We start from the raw sequence: 15,288 nt of genomic DNA, 5'->3' as shown, positions 1-15,288 counted from the left end.
AGGCATTATTATGTACTTTAAGGGGATTTAAAATGTCTATAAGTGGGATAAAACGAGGAATAATAACGTCATATAGTTTAAAAGGAGCGGATCTATTATCAGCTCTGCTTTTTACTCCATTTCTAATAAGCCTTCTAGGCCAGTCTGAATATGGTATTTATACGTTAATCGGAGCGTTAATCGGAAGTTTGGCAATACTTGAGTTCGGTTTTAGAGATAGTATTACGAAATATATTTTCAAGTATAAGATGAACAATGAAGAAGAAAAAGAGTCAAGACTCCTTTCTATGTGCATCATACTGTATGGGGTTATCGCATTTCTTTGTTTAGCAGCGGGATTATTAATGTATCCTTTTTTAGAGTGGGTATTTGGAGGAAGTTTAAATGTCCAGGAAATGGCGACTGCCAAACTGATTTATTTTATTTCTTTATTTAGTGTATGTGTATCCTTTTTTCTAGGAGCTTTTCAATCATACATTCAAGGACATAAAAAATATATGTTCATTAATAGAGTAATGCTGCTTCGACTTTTATTAAGAATGGTTTTAGTGTCTATTTTCTTATTATTCGGTTTTAAGGCAGTAACAGTCGTTATTATTGATGCCCTATTGAATATAGGGACGGTTGTTATTTTTACTTTTTTCTCTTTTAAAAAATTAAATATAAAATTAAAATTCGTAAAATTAAATATTCAATTTCTAAAAGAATCAAGCGGTTATTCAACTGTTCGGCTTTTAGGCAATATAGCGAATGTATTTTATTGGCGAATAGGATTAATAGTCATCGGCTGCAGTATAGGTTCGATGGCGGTTGCTGTGTATTCTATAGCGATTATATTAGTGGGCTACTATGAGTACTTTTCCAAAGTAATTCATAATAAGATCTCTCCGTATATAGCAAAAATGATTACAAATGGGGCAGACGAAGAAGAGCTCACAAAAGTTTGCAGTAAAATTGGAAGAATACAGTTTTTCTTATTAGGAGGAATACTTCTTGGATTTCTTCTTTTTGGAAAAGAATTTATTTTATTATGGTTAGGATTTGATTATGAAGCATCATATTGGATTAGTCTCCTATTAATGACTGCTATGTTCTTTCAATCTATTCAATATTCAGCTGTTCTAGTTTTACGGGAGAAAAAGCGGGAGAAGTTAAGAATGATGCTTCAATTATCAACAGTAGTTTTAGGGATATTATTCGGTTTTATTTTTAATATCTTTTACGGAACGATTGGCATGGGAATAGGTGTAGCGGCTGCAGTCATTGTATTAAATGGGAGTGTCGTTCACTTTGTATATATTAAAGTGTTCAGCTTTCACTTTTCATTCTTTCTTAAAGAGTTGTTGAAAATTATTCCAAGTATGTCTGTTGCACTTTTAGTAAGTTTACCGATTTATTTTTGGTCATTTCAGTCATGGGGCACATTTTTATTAAAATGTATTTTGTTTTTAATTATCTATATAAGTGTTTTTTGGTTCATCGGTGCGAATTATTCGGAGAAGATACTTTTTAAATCGATTATGAGAAAGAATATTTATTCAATAAAAGAAATAATTATACGTCAAAAAAGTAAGGATACTCCGAAATTCTATAATAGGAAACAAATAATTAATAAGGAATATATGAGAAATATAAGCTGGAGGAGTTAGTCATTCAATAATGAGTCACTTTTATGAAACTACTTTTACGGAGAGGTTTAGCGATGAAAATTAAAGCGATTGTATTTGATATGGATGATACTTTGTATGATGAAAAGGATTATGTTCAAAGTGGATTAACAGTTTTAGACAATTGGGTAAAATTTAAATTTAAAGTAAATGGATTTTATGAAACGGCAATGACATTATTTGAGGCTGGTGAGAGGGAGTCTCTCTTTAATAAAACGTTTGAATTATTAAAAATTAGAGCTGATAAAAAAACTATGAACGAAATGTTAAATCGCTATCGTGCACATATACCTCAAATTAAGTTATTCGATGATGTGAACTGGGTGCTTTCTAATCTTACAAAAGAGATCAAAGTTGGACTGCTTTCCGACGGCCATATTGAACAGCAGGCTAATAAGGTTCGAGCTCTAAGAATAAGGGGAAGATTTCACTCTATCATTTTGTCGGATCGTTTCGGCAGACAAAACTGGAAACCTAGTTCTGTCCCATATGAGCATATGTGTATGGCTTTGGAAGTTTCTCATTATGATTGCTTATATATAGGAAGTAATGTTTCAAAAGATTTTATAACGGCAAAAAGATTAGGGTGGAAAACAGTCCATATTGATAGAGGAAATAATAATTTTCCACATACGATAGAAGATAAAGAATATGCTGCCCATTATAAGATTAATAATTTACAGAAATTATCACATATTTCAGAGTTTAAACATCTTTTTATTAAGAAAGCAGAATTGGTTTATTCTTAAAAAATTGGGGAATAAAATATCAGTGGAGCTCACTCCACTGATGATTTTATAGAGAATGATTATACAGTGAAAGGGAGAGAAGAGCCTGTGTATACGAAGCAATGTTTACGATGTGAAAATAAATCATTTAGCAGTGCAAGTGCAAGGGAATGGGAATGTCCATATTGCGGAAAAGATTTAGCGGAGGAAAAAGCGAGACGAGCTAATCATAATATTAATATACAATCTATTTATAGGATCCTGCTTCAAAAGAAGGGATTTGAAGTATATCGACAAACTGCTTATTTGTCATCGCGAAGTAATTAAAGAGTAAAATTACATAATTAATTATACTGTTATGCTAAAATAAAAAACATAATGACGACCAGGTCACCATCATGCTTTAATCATTTATTATTTATTTTCCATTTGTTAAATTCTAAAAAATCTCGAAATTGCTCTTTCGTCACACCTGAATTCATGGCATCCTGTACAAGTTTTGTCCACTCATAATCAAGTTCATTTGAATTATTTTCGTTATCTCCGTCAAGTAGTACATTGACCGAAACTCCGAGGACGGAGGAGATTTTTTCAAGAAATTGTACCGAAGGATTTGATTGGAGATTGCGTTCAATGGAGCTTAAATATGATTTTGCGACGCCTGCTCGTTCAGCTAATTCAGAAAGGGATAAATTTTTTGTAGTGCGATATTTTTTGATGCGTTGACCAATCATTTTATAATACTCACCTTCCTTCGTTGCAATTATAACATAAATGAAAGGCTTTGTTTTCAGATTTTAACAAAAAAAATCGGCTTTTGTAATAAAAAGTCGATTTAGCTATTATAGTATATTTTCTTCTCTTTATTTTCTAAAAAGAAAGCTCTAATTTCTTCTGCACTAATTCCCGCATCCAGTGCTTCCTGAATTAAATCAGCCCATTCTTGATCTATTATTTGTTTAACTTCGATTAAACTTGTCATTTTTTCTCTTCCTCCTCCTCCTAGAAATCCCCTTATTATATTTATTTTGAATCGCTTTCATAACGACGTAAATCTTTTAATGTAATGAGTTTTGCGAGTTTGCATCCATATTGTTCTTCTGAGCCTAAAATATATTAAAGTTTATTTATATCTATAAGTAACATTATAAAAGGAATCATAAGGAATGTGTGTACAAACTTGGTAATTTTGAAAAAATGAATCAAAGTGTATAGCTGTTTTGTACTATTATATCATTGTGTCATTTAACCCTATGAAAAGCTTTGCCCATATTTAGGTATATGTATCTATATTCTATATAGTGGTGGAATAGAATATTATTAAAAAGTAGTGGTGGGAGACAAATAAAAAACTCCTCCGTTCTGTATTGTTACATTAATTTTCGGTTCATAAAGATCTTGAAGTGCTGCCTTTTCCAGGTAATAGCAATCAGGTTTTTCCTCTAAATCTTCATAGAAATGGTTTAATAATGCTAAGTCAGCATCCCAGCGCTTTTTCGCATCGGCCGCCCATTGATGGTTTTCCTTTTCTATTATTTGTTTTAAAAATGTTTGAATTCGATTTAAACCGCTCTGAGTCTTAATGAGCGGGGACATAGTAAAACTAAAGTCAGGTATTTTAGGAGTTAATTTGAGCTTTTCTATCTTTTGTTGAAAATCTTCTATAATTACCCCGTTTATAAGATGTAGTCCAATAGAGAAAATTCGATCTTTTTTCATATCACATTGGTAGGAAACGATGAAATTGACACCGAGCCATGGATGAAGGGGAATGCTGTTAGCCATAACCGTTTCCGACTGTTCATACAGACGGATAGAACTCCCCAATTTTTTCGCAGTCTGGAATATTTGATGGAGGCGAGGGGATCCGAAATGGATGAATTCCCCTTTTATATCTTTCGCAGCCTCCTGCTGATTTGTAATAAATGTTAACTGAGCGGGTTTTGGTGTTCCGTTTGTTTTCTCAAGATAATGCCAATAAAAAGGACGGTTCATCAGCTCCTTATCCATTTCCACCGTTAATTGAACGGTAAGATAGTGAGAGTTATTTTCGATGATGTCACATTGATTCGTTTCAAAGAAGTTTTCTAAAAATGTATGAATCTCTGCTAATTGCATAATATAACCTCCTATGAATTATGCTAATGATCTATCTGCCTCTTTCCTTTCCTGCGCTTGTTCCGCATACTCAAGAATGGAAGTTAAGTTTTCCATTTTTATCTTCATCTCACCATCGGTTTTAGACTGAAACATAATATCCTTTACATGGTCTTCAAAATTATGGATATCCAATCTCGTTAAAATTTCATCTAATTCCCCGATTACTTTTTCAAATAAATTAATTTTTTCATATAGCAGTTTTAAAATATGCTCTTCAACTGTTCCCTTTATTGCTAGATTGTATATATGAACATCATGCTGCTGTCCAAGACGGTGGATACGGCCGATCCTCTGCTCAAGCCGCATTGGATTCCAAGGTAAGTCATAGTTAATAATATGACTGCAAAACTGCAAGTTAATTCCTTCTCCTCCGGCTTCGGTTGCGATTAATACTTGGACATGGTTTTTAAACAGCTCTTTCATCCAGTCTTTCTTGCCTCGTTTAAAACCGCCTCTAAACGGGACAGAAGTAATTCCATGCTGTTTCAGGAGCCATTGTAAATAAAATTGTGTTGCCCGGTATTCAGTAAAGATGATTACTTTATCATTGATTGTTTGAATTAATTCGACTACTTTATTTGCTTTTGAATTTTGAATCACTTTATCAATTGATTTCATTAAATCGTTAATAATAGGAACAGGGATTGTTATATTTTCATTTTTATCTAGCATTTTCTTTAATGTTATATAGACAGCTTCGCGGCTGGAACAAGCTTCCCGCAGTAGTGTCATAATAGAGAACATATTCATTTCATATGAATGATCTGTTTTTAATGCAGAGATATGGTCATACAGTGCCTGTTCGGTTTCTGAAAACTCAATCGGTACCGTTTTAACAATTCGCTTCGGCCACTCAATTTTAGTATCGCCGCGCCGATTCCGGATCATTACTTTATTAATAAGCTCTTTTAAATGATCATGATGTTCAAGTGATCGCTCTTTTGCAGAAAAAGCTTTGGAAAAATAAGCTTCATTTCCTAAATGGCCCGGCTTTAGTAAAGAAACGAGATTGAAAATTTCTTCAATCCGATTTTGAATAGGTGTTGCTGTTAATAGTAAACAATATTTCTTTTTTAAATTTTGAATAAATTCATAGTTTTTCGTTTTATTATTTTTTAGTTTATGTGCTTCATCAATAATAACGAGGTCATAGGATTGTTCACACACAATTTCGCGATGCGGACTTCTTTTTGCAGTATCAATAGAAGATACAACGATGTCACAAGATTCCCATACATAGCTTTTCTTCTGTTCTACTGCAGGAATATAAAATTTTTCGTTCAGCTCTTTTACCCATTGGGAGACGAGGGAAGCTGGAACTAAAATCAATGCCTTTTTAACGAGTCCTCTGATCATATACTCTTTTAAAATAAGTCCTGCTTCAATTGTTTTTCCAAGGCCGACTTCATCAGCTAAAATTGCTTTCCCATTCATTTTTTCAACAACCTGTTTCGCTACATCTAACTGGTGTGGGAGCGGTGTGAAGTTAGGAAGATAGCTAGGTGCCCGGAGTCCCTCAAATGATTCTACAGCGCAGTGCTGCTGGACTTTGTACGCAAGTTTATACATGTCCCAATTAGACCATGGTCCATCGCTTTCCAGTTTTTTTGAAAAATCCCCCTGCCAAGATGAATCAAAGTGTATCTCTACATTCATATTGATGACAGTCCTTTCTTTTATATAAAGGTGCGTTTCCCATTTTGAAATTTAGTTTAGGAGCTTATTAATTTTTAAGCTGTACATGTTTTATTCAACATTTTTTGTAGTATAGCCAATTAAATAGCAAGTATGTGTAAATAATAGGAAAAATGAGTAAATTGACGAAAAAAATAATATTGCATTTGTTTTTTTGACTAGTTTTTAGAACCTTTGTCGACTAGCAGGATTATTCCATCTGTTTCGCAAAATTACTAGTAACAAACAAGATAGAAAAGGATGGATGGCCTATGTCAGAAAAATATGTGCATATTTCAAAAGCTTCATCATTACTTGGAGAAGACGCTTATATGTTAAGAGCATGGGAAGATGAATTTGAAAAGTTTCTGACAATAAAAAGAGATGAGAAAATGGCGAGGATATATTCACCTGAAAATATTGAGATGCTCAGAAGGATAAAGAATTTAAAAGAAGCGGGGCTGGATAAGAAAACAATCACTTTAATGCTTGAAGCCCAGCAAATGGTTGAAAAAAATCCGCCTCAAATAAAAAACAAAGAGGAAACAGATGAAATAAAAAAATCATTAGCAAAAATAGTAGAGTTTATTGACTCCAAGGAAGTAGAAAATTTGCTTCAGCTTAATTTAAGAATTAAGAAAATTGAAATGGGGATTAAAAATACGATACTTGAAACGAATAAGGAGCATGAACTTTTATTAAAAGCCCAGACGGAGAGAAATCAGCGTGAATTTAAAAAGATAAATGAGCAGCTGCAGGAGCTGACGGTTACATCAAAAACAGAACGAAAAATGTATCAGGAAGAAATCTCGAATGAGCGGCAATTAGTGAAGGAGGATATTGAATCAAGAGAGAGAAAATTCCTATCCTTTGTAAGGGAGCATCAGCAGAAGCAGGACCGGTTTAAACATCGGAAATCAGGTCTTCGTTTTATTAAAAATATGATCGGCTTTGCGAAGTGAAACTTGACCATCAGTGGAGGATGAGAAAGCCCCCGCTGATGGAAGCTTCACTTTATTTTTTTGTTTTAATTTTTCCGGTCCATTGTTTAAATCCGCCTTTAAGCGTATTTAAATTAGTATATCCTTTTTTCTTCAACAGCTGTGCAGCACGTCCGCTTCTTACAGTGTTTTGACAATATAAATAAACTGGCTGATCATTGCGAATCTCTTTATAACGCTGACGTAATTGTGACAATGGGATATTACGGGATCCTAAAATGTGCCCGCCTTCATATTCATCTTGCTCACGAACATCAATTAATTGTGCTTTACGATATCCTGCTTTGAATTCTTCTTCCGTTAAAACTTTCATTAGTCTTCTTTGAGAGAAAAAGTTAAGCGCGGCGTAAACGATAATTAAGCCTAGAATAATTAATAGCCAAGCCAATATATTTCGACTCCTTTTATCATTAATTTTCTTAATATATGTAAGGACAACTATTATATTATATAAAAGCTTATACAAAAAGTCATTATACTAGCGCATTATTATTTTCTTCTTTTCATTCTTTTGGTAGACTTATTTAGTATTAAACTAAAAAAGAGGGTTTTATTATGGCAAAAGAGGTTTGGCGATTTATTGATTCAGGTCAGTGTTCACCAGCTTATAACATGGCATTGGACGAGGCGCTCCTTGAGTGGCATAGTGAAGGCAAAATTCCTCCGACAATTCGATTTTACGGCTGGGATCCGCCGACATTGTCTGTTGGATATTTTCAAAAAGTAGAAAAAGAAATAAATATGGAAGCTGTAAAGAAATATGGTCTCGGCTTTGTAAGAAGGCCTACAGGAGGTAGAGGAGTTCTTCATGATATGGAACTTACATACAGTGTTATCGTTTCTGAAGAGCATCCGGAAATGCCGAAAACTGTAACAGAAGCTTACAGAGTGATTTCTGAAGGGATTTTAGAAGGATTTAAAAATCTAGGACTTGATGCATATTTTGCAATTCCGAGAACAGAGGAAGAAAAACAAGGATTAAAAAATCCAAGATCAGCAGTCTGTTTTGATGCCCCCTCTTGGTATGAACTCGTTGTGGAAGGAAGAAAAGTTGCAGGGAGTGCACAGACAAGACAAAAGGGTGTTATTCTCCAACATGGTTCTATTTTATTAGATTTGAATGAGGATATGCTTTTTGATTTATTTAAGTATTCAAACGAACGTGTACGTGAACGGATGCAAAAAGCATTTAAAAATAAGGCTGTTGCAGCAAATGAACTTAGGGACAAACCAGTCACAATAGACGAGGCACGTGTTGCCTTTAGAGAAGGATTTGAAAAAGGGCTGGATATTGAATTACAGCAGTATTTTCTTACTGAAGAAGAAACGGAATACGTTGAAAAACTTGCCAGGGAAAAATACGAATCAGATGATTGGAATTTTAAAAGATAAATGCAAGTGATAAAATTATTCAAAAATGTCCCTTTTTCGTTTATTATCTAATATGATCTTATTTTTTCTCTCTTTTTTCACTTTTTTTTCATTTGACAAATAAAGAAAGAATTGACCTAAATTCAATATATGGTGGTGTAAACTTTTAAAGTGACACTATATATTGAATTTTTATTGTCCGTATGGTAAGTTTAAGCAAGATGCAGTTCAACCAGTATTCAGTGTAATTCTTTTCATCTTACTGAATACTGGTTGAACATTTTTATGGTTTTTATGTTAAAAGTACAAGTTATAGAGTAATAAGATTAGGAGTTGTTATGATGACTGTTGCATTAGATGAAAAATATTCATTGAATGTAGAAAAACTTAATAAAGACATTTCTGCATTCCCTCAAGTTCACCCGATTACAGAGGATATGAAGCTGACACATAAAGGTGTTTCAAGGCTTGTTATGCTTGACCGTTATACATTTAAGGATACAGAGAAAGCGACGCTATCAGAGGGAGACTTTGTTGTTCTGACGATAAAAGAAGATCCTAAGTTCCCGGCTAGAGGGCTTGGCTTCATCAAGGAAATAGATTGGAATGCGAAAACAGCGACTGTTGTTGTTGACGAAGAATACCGTCATTCATTAGATGGGGAAGAAGAGATAGCAACCGGTGTAATTAATCGCTCTTTAGATGTTATTGAGAAGCCTTTAGAAGTATACTATGAGCAAATTGCCAAACGTAATGCAACAGGCTTGGCATCAGTTGAAACAACAGAAGAAAAGCGTAAAGAATGGTTTGAGAAGTTTTACGAAGAATTAGTGAATCTGAACTTTATTCCTGCCGGCCGTGTGCTGTACGGAGCAGGTGCTGGGACAGATGTAACATACTTTAACTGCTATGTTATGCCTTTCGTTCAAGATTCAAGAGAAGGAATTTCAGAACACCGCAAGCAAGTAATGGAGATCATGAGCCGAGGCGGCGGTGTTGGTACGAATGGTTCCACATTACGCCCGCGTAATACATTAGCTCGCGGTGTAAATGGAAAATCATCCGGTTCTGTGTCATGGTTGGATGACATTGCGAAATTGACACATCTTGTGGAACAAGGTGGAAGCCGACGCGGTAGAATAATTTGAGTGTGCTGCGTCGTTAAATAACCTCGTGAATTGCTGGGAACTCTTTTGGTTAACGTCGTGATTCTCCATAGATCTTTAGGTAAGATCTATGGAGAATCACGATGAAAAACCATATGATGCAAAATAAATTTAAGTATGTTTGATTTTTAAAATTTAGCATCATATATGACTTATTAACAACAACATGGCTGGAAACGGCGAGTGTGAATGTTTAAAAATAATAAGTGGTTAAAGACAATCAGCAGCCAAGCTCCTTAAATGGAGAAGGTTCAACGACCATCGAAAACACACTAATTTCAATTGGTGGAAGTGAGTAGAGTAGGAATTAAGCAATTCCGAAGTGCGAGGGCATCTATTTAGATGTAAGATATGGTCTGAACTCTAAGGTGACTTAGAGAGTTGGTGTAGCGAATCAACGTAACAAATTGGCACAAATGATAATGCTAGCAGACTGGCATCCTGATATTATTGAATTTATTATTTCTAAGATGCAAAATCCAAGAATTTTACGTTATTTGATTGAAAATACAAATGATGAAGCGATAAAAAAATACGCGCAGGATAAATTGCAGTTTAAGCCGTTAACTGAGCAGGAAACAGCGATGTATCAAGGAATTGTAAATTATAAGCAAATTCCGGGTCTTGGCGGTTTTAGTGAAAGAATTATAAAAGATGCTGAGCTTAAGCTTCGTACTGGTGGAACATACAGTGTTCATCATCCAGAGTTTTTAACGGGTGCTAATATTTCCATCTGCTTAACGAAGGATTTCATGGATGCGATTGAAAAAGGCGAAGATTATCAACTTCGTTTCCCAGATGTGGAAAGCTATGACGCTGAAATGATGAAGATTTATAATGAACAATGGCATAAAGTCGGCGATGTGCGTGAGTGGGAGAAAATGGGTTATAAAGTACGCACATACCGTAAAATAAAAGCGCAGGAACTTTGGAATCTTGTTAATATTTGTGCAACATATTCAGCAGAACCTGGCATTTTCTTCATCGATAATGCGAATGATATGACAAATGCACAAGCGTATGGTCAGAAGGTTGTTGCGACAAATCCGTGTGGGGAACAGCCACTTGCACCATTCAGTGTTTGTAATTTAGCTGCTGTGAACTTAGCTGAGATGGCAGATAAAGAGACAAAAACAGTGAATTTCGAGAAACTGAAAAGAACAGTAGAAGTTGGCGTAAGACTTCAGGATAATGTTATTGATGCAACACCATACTTCTTAGAAGAAAATAAAAAGCAGGCACTTGGTGAGCGTCGTGTCGGTCTAGGTGTTATGGGCTTGCATGATTTACTTATTTACTGTGAAACAGAATACGGTTCAGAAGAAGGAAATGAGCTTGTCGATAAAGTGTTCGAAACAATTGCAACGACAGCATATCGTGCTTCTGTTGAACTTGCGAAGGAAAAAGGAAGCTTCCCATTCTTAGTTGGAGAAAATGAAGAAGGGACTTCAAAACTGCGTGAAGCATTTACAAAAACAGGATATATGCAAAAAATGCCTGCAGATCTATTAGAAGATATAAAAGAATACGGAATTCGTAACTCACATCTTCTGACTGTTGCTCCTACGGGCAGTACAGGGACAATGGTTGGAGTTGCAACTGGCCTGGAGCCATACTTCTCATTTTCTTACTTCCGCAGCGGAAGATTAGGGAAATTTATCGAAGTGAAGGCGGATATCGTTCAAGAATATTTAGATGCAAATCCAGGAACGAATGAGAATAATCTTCCAGATTGGTTCGTATCAGCGATGGAGCTTGCTCCTGAGGCACATGCTGATGTGCAATGTGTTATTCAGCGCTGGATCGACAGCTCTATTAGTAAAACGGTGAATGCGCCAAAAGGTTATACAGTGGAGCAAGTGGAGAAAGTGTATGAGCGTCTTTATAAAGGCGGAGCAAAAGGTGGAACGGTATATGTTGACGGAAGCCGTGATTCACAAGTATTAACTTTAAAAGCAGAAGAGAATACTTTTGAGGAAGCGGATGAGCAATTGGAAACACAGGAAAAAGGAAAAGTTGTCTTAGTTGATACGATCAATGATTTACGTTCAACAGATGTTACAATCGGTAACGAAGTAGGGGATAAATGTCCGGTATGCCGTGAGGGGACAGTTGAGGATCTTGGTGGATGCAACACTTGCACAAGCTGTGGTGCTCAATTAAAATGCGGTTTGTAAGATAGAAGTGATTTTTAGGGATTGACTAAAGAGAAATATGGTACCACTCTGACTATATTGCAGTTAGAGTGGAGGATATTTCTACAGGTCAGTCCCTTTCATCATTTCCTAGCAACATTGCTTGTCATCTTACATAAACTAATGTAAACTTATTAATGATTTCCTTTACAAAATTAACATGGCGTTAAAACGCCATTATTCAATATGAGGGTATATCCTTCATATAAAATAGAGTGAAATATGGAGGAAACCGATGCCAACACCTAGCATGGAAGATTATATTGAACAAATATACATACTTATTGATGAAAAAGGATATGCCCGTGTTTCAGATATTGCAGAAGCATTAGCGGTTCATCCTTCTTCGGTGACGAAAATGGTTCAAAAATTAGATAAAGACGAGTACTTAATTTATGAAAAATACCGTGGACTTGTTTTAACAGCAAAAGGAAAGAAAATTGGGGAACGACTTGTCTATCGTCACGATTTATTGGAGCAATTTATGAGAATTATCGGAGTGGATGAGGATAAAGTATACAATGATGTAGAAGGAATTGAACATCATTTAAGCTGGAACGCCATTGATCGTATCGGCGATCTTGTCCAGTATTTTGAGGAAAACAAGGAGCGGGTTGAAACATTACGCTCTATTCAAAAACAAAATGAACAGCAGCAATAGAAAAAGGGTGTTCTTCATAAGGAGGAGCACTCTTTTTCATTTTATTTTATGCTAATATTGGTCTAAAATAACAAAGCCCCTCTTAAACTTTAAAATGAAGGATTTTTAGAGAGGAGAAAAATAATGGAGATTGATGGGGTATTCTCTGGGGGAGGTATAAAAGGTTTTGCGTTGATTGGGGCATATAAAGCGATTGAAAAGCGAGGCTTCCAATTTGTTCGTTTGGCAGGAACAAGTGCAGGTGCTATTATAGCAGCTTTTATAGCAGCAGGTTACCGAAGTGAAGAAATATCGGAGATGATGGAGGAATTAGATCTGGAGCAGTTTCTTGATGAAAGAAAATCTATTATTCCGCTTAAATTTATGAAGTGGCTTTTACTATATTGGAGATTAGGACTATATAAAGGAGCTAAATTGGAAGAATGGCTTGAAGAAAAATTAAAACAAAAAGGAATTGAAACATTTGGTGATTTGCCCCCGGAGTCGCTTCGGGTTATTGCATCAGATTTAACAAATGGCAAACTAATTGTAATACCAGATGATTTACCGAATTATGGATTTGATAGTGAGAGATTCTCCGTTGCAAAAGCAGTGCGAATGAGCTGTAGTCTTCCTTATTTTTTTGAACCGGTAAGATTAGCTGCATCAGATGGTGCTAATATTATTGTAGATGGTGCCATTTTAAGTAATTTTCCAATTTGGCTATTTTATGAGAAGGATAAGTTGAAGCAGAAGAGACCTGTCCTCGGAATTAAATTAAGTCCGGCAGCTGAGGAACAGCCTAAGAATGACATTCGTAATGCGATTGATTTATATGGTGCCTTATTTGAAACAATGAGACAGGCGCATGATGAGAGACATATTGCCTCCCAACATGAAAAAGATATTGTTTTCTTGCCGGTCGAGCCTTTTCTTACGACAGAATTTAAGTTATCGAACGAAAAAAAACTAGCCCTTATAGAGCTAGGTAAAAATCGCACTGAAGCGTTTTTGAAAAAATGGACATATTAAAAAAACGCTCGGTTTTTCTTTTTGCCTTTTTTTCCTTCAATGACAGTTAAATGAGTTTGTTTTTTCTTCTTTAAAGCTGAACCCTTTTTCAGATTTTTCCGTGCCTGAGAGATGCTTTTTACTTTAGAATCCCGGTCGTCGAAACGTCTTTTTGACTGTTTAACTGCTTTTTCATATGCAGAATTGCCTCGTCCTATTCTTTTTTGGAAGGCATAACGGTAAATAAGGAAGATAACCCCTGCAATAACAGCATAAAAAGCGATTTGTTGCAACAACCACATCGGATTTCGTACTAATGTTGCCAATAAGCCAATTCCGCCTAACGTCAAAATAACAATAATGAAGCCATTCATTGATCGACGATTCATATGACCACCTCACAAATATAATTAAACTATTTGTTCTGTTTGTTTTGCTGTCTCGGTCTCCTTTTCCATTCGCAGCAGCTCATTAAAGCTGGCAATTGCCACTTCTACCTGATCGTTTTTCGGCTCCTTAGTCGTTAATAGCTGCAGCCATAAGCCAGGATAACCAAGAGCGCGAAGTAATGGGATATTACGCAGCTTATTCGTTAACTGCAATACTTCAAAAGAGATTCCAAGGACAACTGGAATTAAAGCGAGTCTGTTTCCGACTCTTAACCATAAAGGCTCAGTTGGTACAAGTGTATAGACAAAGACACCGACTATAACAGTAAATAAAATAAAGCTGCTGCCGCATCGATAGTGTAATCTCGATTGACTTTGTACGTTTTCAACTGTGAGTGGAAGCCCGTTCTCATATGTGTTAATTACTTTATGTTCAGCACCGTGATATTGAAAGACTCGTTTAATAAGCGGTGTGAATGAGATAATATATATATATGCAAGTAGGAGTAATAATTTGAAAGCGCCTTCTATAATAATTTGTGCAAAATTTCCTGAGAAAATTGGACGCAGCATTTCCGCTAAAAAGACAGGTACTAAAGTGAAAATAACTTTTCCAAATAAAAATGATATAACTCCTATTGCTGCAATGCCGAGCCATAAAGCCAGTTTTGATTCTTTTTGATTCTTTTCTTTCGCTACTTTTTCATCATCTTCTGGATTCACTTCGAAACGCTCTGTTGCAAAATTTAAATGTTTGGAGCCGTTTGCACTAGCTTCCACTATAGCGACAATCCCACGTAAAAAAGGGATTTTCTTAAGTTTAGTGAGGAAAGAACTTGATTTTCTAGGTAAATGAAAGAAATCAATCGATTCATCGTTGCGACGAATAGCTGTTACATAATGATGTTTACCACCAAACATAACCCCTTCTACTACTGCTTGCCCGCCATATGCAGGCTTTTTTTCATTTGACATAAACACCGACCTACCTATTCTGTTTCAGAGTAATTCAATTTTGACAGGAAATATAACAAAAAACAATGCTTGAATTAATACTATATTCTACAAAAGCCAAGAAAAAACCTTTAAGTAAATTTCAGAATAGTAAATAAAATTAATCGGATGTGATGTTTGTTCCTATTATATCCTTTAATTACATTAATAGACATATTATATGAGCTTGAGATATATTTAACATTGATTATTTAAAGGAAGCTCGGGTTTCTAAGCCTAATTTGTTAGAAAACTAAATTCATTCTTAATATATAAAGTGAAACTTCTATCAG

Annotated in this window: 14 protein-coding genes and 2 pseudogenes; 9 read left to right on the top strand and 7 right to left on the bottom strand. The window is 35.2% G+C overall.

All coding sequences use genetic code 11. From position 1 onward, the window contains the following. Positions 1-32: 32 nt before the first annotated feature. From BFA01S_RS01785 to BFA01S_RS01775, 3 genes are all read left to right on the top strand, one after another. Entirely contained in the window at positions 33-1,649 is a 1,617-nt protein-coding gene (locus tag BFA01S_RS01785) for a lipopolysaccharide biosynthesis protein (RefSeq protein ID WP_066225103.1), read from the top strand. Positions 1,650-1,672: 23 nt separating this feature from the next. Further along, positions 1,673-2,416 (top strand): HAD family hydrolase, encoded by a 744-nt coding sequence (locus tag BFA01S_RS01780; protein WP_235842940.1) that lies wholly within the window; start codon positions 1,673-1,675, stop codon positions 2,414-2,416. Positions 2,417-2,503: 87 nt separating this feature from the next. Further along, positions 2,504-2,722, top strand: coding sequence for a hypothetical protein (locus BFA01S_RS01775; protein WP_066225100.1), 219 nt, complete (start codon positions 2,504-2,506; stop codon positions 2,720-2,722). Positions 2,723-2,802: 80 nt separating this feature from the next. Here the strand turns inward: BFA01S_RS01775 and BFA01S_RS01770 are convergent, their stop codons facing one another. The 4 genes from BFA01S_RS01770 to BFA01S_RS01760 all read right to left on the bottom strand — a co-directional run bounded on the left by BFA01S_RS01770 (position 2,803) and on the right by BFA01S_RS01760 (position 6,211). Then, the gene (locus BFA01S_RS01770; RefSeq protein WP_066225098.1) at positions 2,803-3,129 is read right to left on the bottom strand and encodes a helix-turn-helix domain-containing protein; all 327 of its coding nucleotides are present in this window, start codon (positions 3,127-3,129) and stop codon (positions 2,803-2,805) included. 101 nt (positions 3,130-3,230) lie between these two features. After that, on the bottom strand, positions 3,231-3,377 hold the full coding sequence (locus BFA01S_RS21665) for an anti-repressor SinI family protein (RefSeq protein ID WP_082799811.1): 147 nt from the start codon (positions 3,375-3,377) through the stop codon (positions 3,231-3,233). Between the two features lie 338 nt (positions 3,378-3,715). Continuing rightward, on the bottom strand, positions 3,716-4,513 hold the full coding sequence (locus BFA01S_RS01765; RefSeq protein ID WP_066225095.1) for a YqhG family protein: 798 nt from the start codon (positions 4,511-4,513) through the stop codon (positions 3,716-3,718). A gap of 18 nt (positions 4,514-4,531) precedes the next feature. After that, positions 4,532-6,211, bottom strand: a complete 1,680-nt coding sequence (locus BFA01S_RS01760; protein WP_066225093.1) for a DEAD/DEAH box helicase — start codon at positions 6,209-6,211, stop codon at positions 4,532-4,534. Positions 6,212-6,501: 290 nt separating this feature from the next. Between BFA01S_RS01760 and BFA01S_RS01755 the strand changes: the two genes are divergently transcribed. After that, entirely contained in the window at positions 6,502-7,191 is a 690-nt protein-coding gene (locus BFA01S_RS01755; RefSeq protein ID WP_066225091.1) for a MerR family transcriptional regulator, read from the top strand. Between the two features lie 52 nt (positions 7,192-7,243). On the opposite strand, the gene BFA01S_RS01750 is transcribed toward BFA01S_RS01755, so the two are convergent. Next, positions 7,244-7,618 (bottom strand): rhodanese-like domain-containing protein, encoded by a 375-nt coding sequence (locus BFA01S_RS01750; RefSeq protein ID WP_066225089.1) that lies wholly within the window; start codon positions 7,616-7,618, stop codon positions 7,244-7,246. A 167-nt stretch (positions 7,619-7,785) separates the two neighbouring features. Here BFA01S_RS01750 and BFA01S_RS01745 point away from each other — a divergent pair, with 167 nt between their 5' ends. The 5 genes and pseudogenes from BFA01S_RS01745 to BFA01S_RS01725 all read left to right on the top strand — a co-directional run bounded on the left by BFA01S_RS01745 (position 7,786) and on the right by BFA01S_RS01725 (position 13,634). Further along, positions 7,786-8,622 (top strand): lipoate--protein ligase family protein, encoded by an 837-nt coding sequence (locus BFA01S_RS01745; protein ID WP_066225087.1) that lies wholly within the window; start codon positions 7,786-7,788, stop codon positions 8,620-8,622. A gap of 320 nt (positions 8,623-8,942) precedes the next feature. Beyond that, positions 8,943-9,737, top strand: a pseudogene (locus BFA01S_RS01740) (ribonucleotide reductase N-terminal alpha domain-containing protein); the annotation flags it as partial. A gap of 440 nt (positions 9,738-10,177) precedes the next feature. Continuing rightward, positions 10,178-11,944 (top strand): annotated as a pseudogene (locus tag BFA01S_RS01735) (vitamin B12-dependent ribonucleotide reductase); the annotation flags it as partial. A 253-nt stretch (positions 11,945-12,197) separates the two neighbouring features. Beyond that, the gene (gene mntR, locus BFA01S_RS01730; RefSeq protein ID WP_066225085.1) at positions 12,198-12,623 is read left to right on the top strand and encodes a transcriptional regulator MntR; all 426 of its coding nucleotides are present in this window, start codon (positions 12,198-12,200) and stop codon (positions 12,621-12,623) included. A 123-nt stretch (positions 12,624-12,746) separates the two neighbouring features. After that, positions 12,747-13,634 (top strand): patatin-like phospholipase family protein, encoded by an 888-nt coding sequence (locus BFA01S_RS01725; protein WP_066225083.1) that lies wholly within the window; start codon positions 12,747-12,749, stop codon positions 13,632-13,634. Here the strand turns inward: BFA01S_RS01725 and BFA01S_RS01720 are convergent. Continuing rightward, a complete protein-coding gene (locus BFA01S_RS01720; protein ID WP_066225081.1) occupies positions 13,631-14,002 on the bottom strand; it encodes an SA1362 family protein in 372 nt (123 codons plus the stop codon). The two genes, BFA01S_RS01725 and BFA01S_RS01720, sit on opposite strands and share 4 nt — an antisense overlap. 21 nt (positions 14,003-14,023) lie before the next feature. Continuing rightward, positions 14,024-14,977 (bottom strand): DUF1385 domain-containing protein, encoded by a 954-nt coding sequence (locus BFA01S_RS01715; protein ID WP_066225079.1) that lies wholly within the window; start codon positions 14,975-14,977, stop codon positions 14,024-14,026. Positions 14,978-15,288: the final 311 nt, after the last annotated feature.

This window comes from Metabacillus fastidiosus NBRC 101226 (assembly GCF_001591625.1).
Classification (GTDB): domain Bacteria; phylum Bacillota; class Bacilli; order Bacillales; family Bacillaceae; genus Metabacillus; species Metabacillus fastidiosus.
Note: the sequence above shows the minus strand (reverse complement) of the source record. Positions and strands in the feature narration are given on the sequence as shown.

What these genes read in the sequence shown, in the direction of transcription:
- BFA01S_RS01785 (WP_066225103.1), top strand. Translation starts at nt 33, where the DNA reads ATGTCTATAAGTGGGATAAAACGAGGAATAATAACGTCATATAGTTTA.
- BFA01S_RS01780 (WP_235842940.1), top strand. Translation starts at nt 1,673, where the DNA reads ATGAAACTACTTTTACGGAGAGGTTTAGCGATGAAAATTAAAGCGATT.
- BFA01S_RS01770 (WP_066225098.1), bottom strand. Translation starts at nt 3,129, where the DNA reads ATGATTGGTCAACGCATCAAAAAATATCGCACTACAAAAAATTTATCC.
- BFA01S_RS21665 (WP_082799811.1), bottom strand. Translation starts at nt 3,377, where the DNA reads ATGACAAGTTTAATCGAAGTTAAACAAATAATAGATCAAGAATGGGCT.
- BFA01S_RS01765 (WP_066225095.1), bottom strand. Translation starts at nt 4,513, where the DNA reads ATGCAATTAGCAGAGATTCATACATTTTTAGAAAACTTCTTTGAAACG.
- BFA01S_RS01760 (WP_066225093.1), bottom strand. Translation starts at nt 6,211, where the DNA reads ATGAATGTAGAGATACACTTTGATTCATCTTGGCAGGGGGATTTTTCA.
- BFA01S_RS01755 (WP_066225091.1), top strand. Translation starts at nt 6,502, where the DNA reads ATGTCAGAAAAATATGTGCATATTTCAAAAGCTTCATCATTACTTGGA.
- BFA01S_RS01745 (WP_066225087.1), top strand. Translation starts at nt 7,786, where the DNA reads ATGGCAAAAGAGGTTTGGCGATTTATTGATTCAGGTCAGTGTTCACCA.
- mntR (WP_066225085.1), top strand. Translation starts at nt 12,198, where the DNA reads ATGCCAACACCTAGCATGGAAGATTATATTGAACAAATATACATACTT.
- BFA01S_RS01725 (WP_066225083.1), top strand. Translation starts at nt 12,747, where the DNA reads ATGGAGATTGATGGGGTATTCTCTGGGGGAGGTATAAAAGGTTTTGCG.
- BFA01S_RS01720 (WP_066225081.1), bottom strand. Translation starts at nt 14,002, where the DNA reads ATGAATCGTCGATCAATGAATGGCTTCATTATTGTTATTTTGACGTTA.
- BFA01S_RS01715 (WP_066225079.1), bottom strand. Translation starts at nt 14,977, where the DNA reads ATGTCAAATGAAAAAAAGCCTGCATATGGCGGGCAAGCAGTAGTAGAA.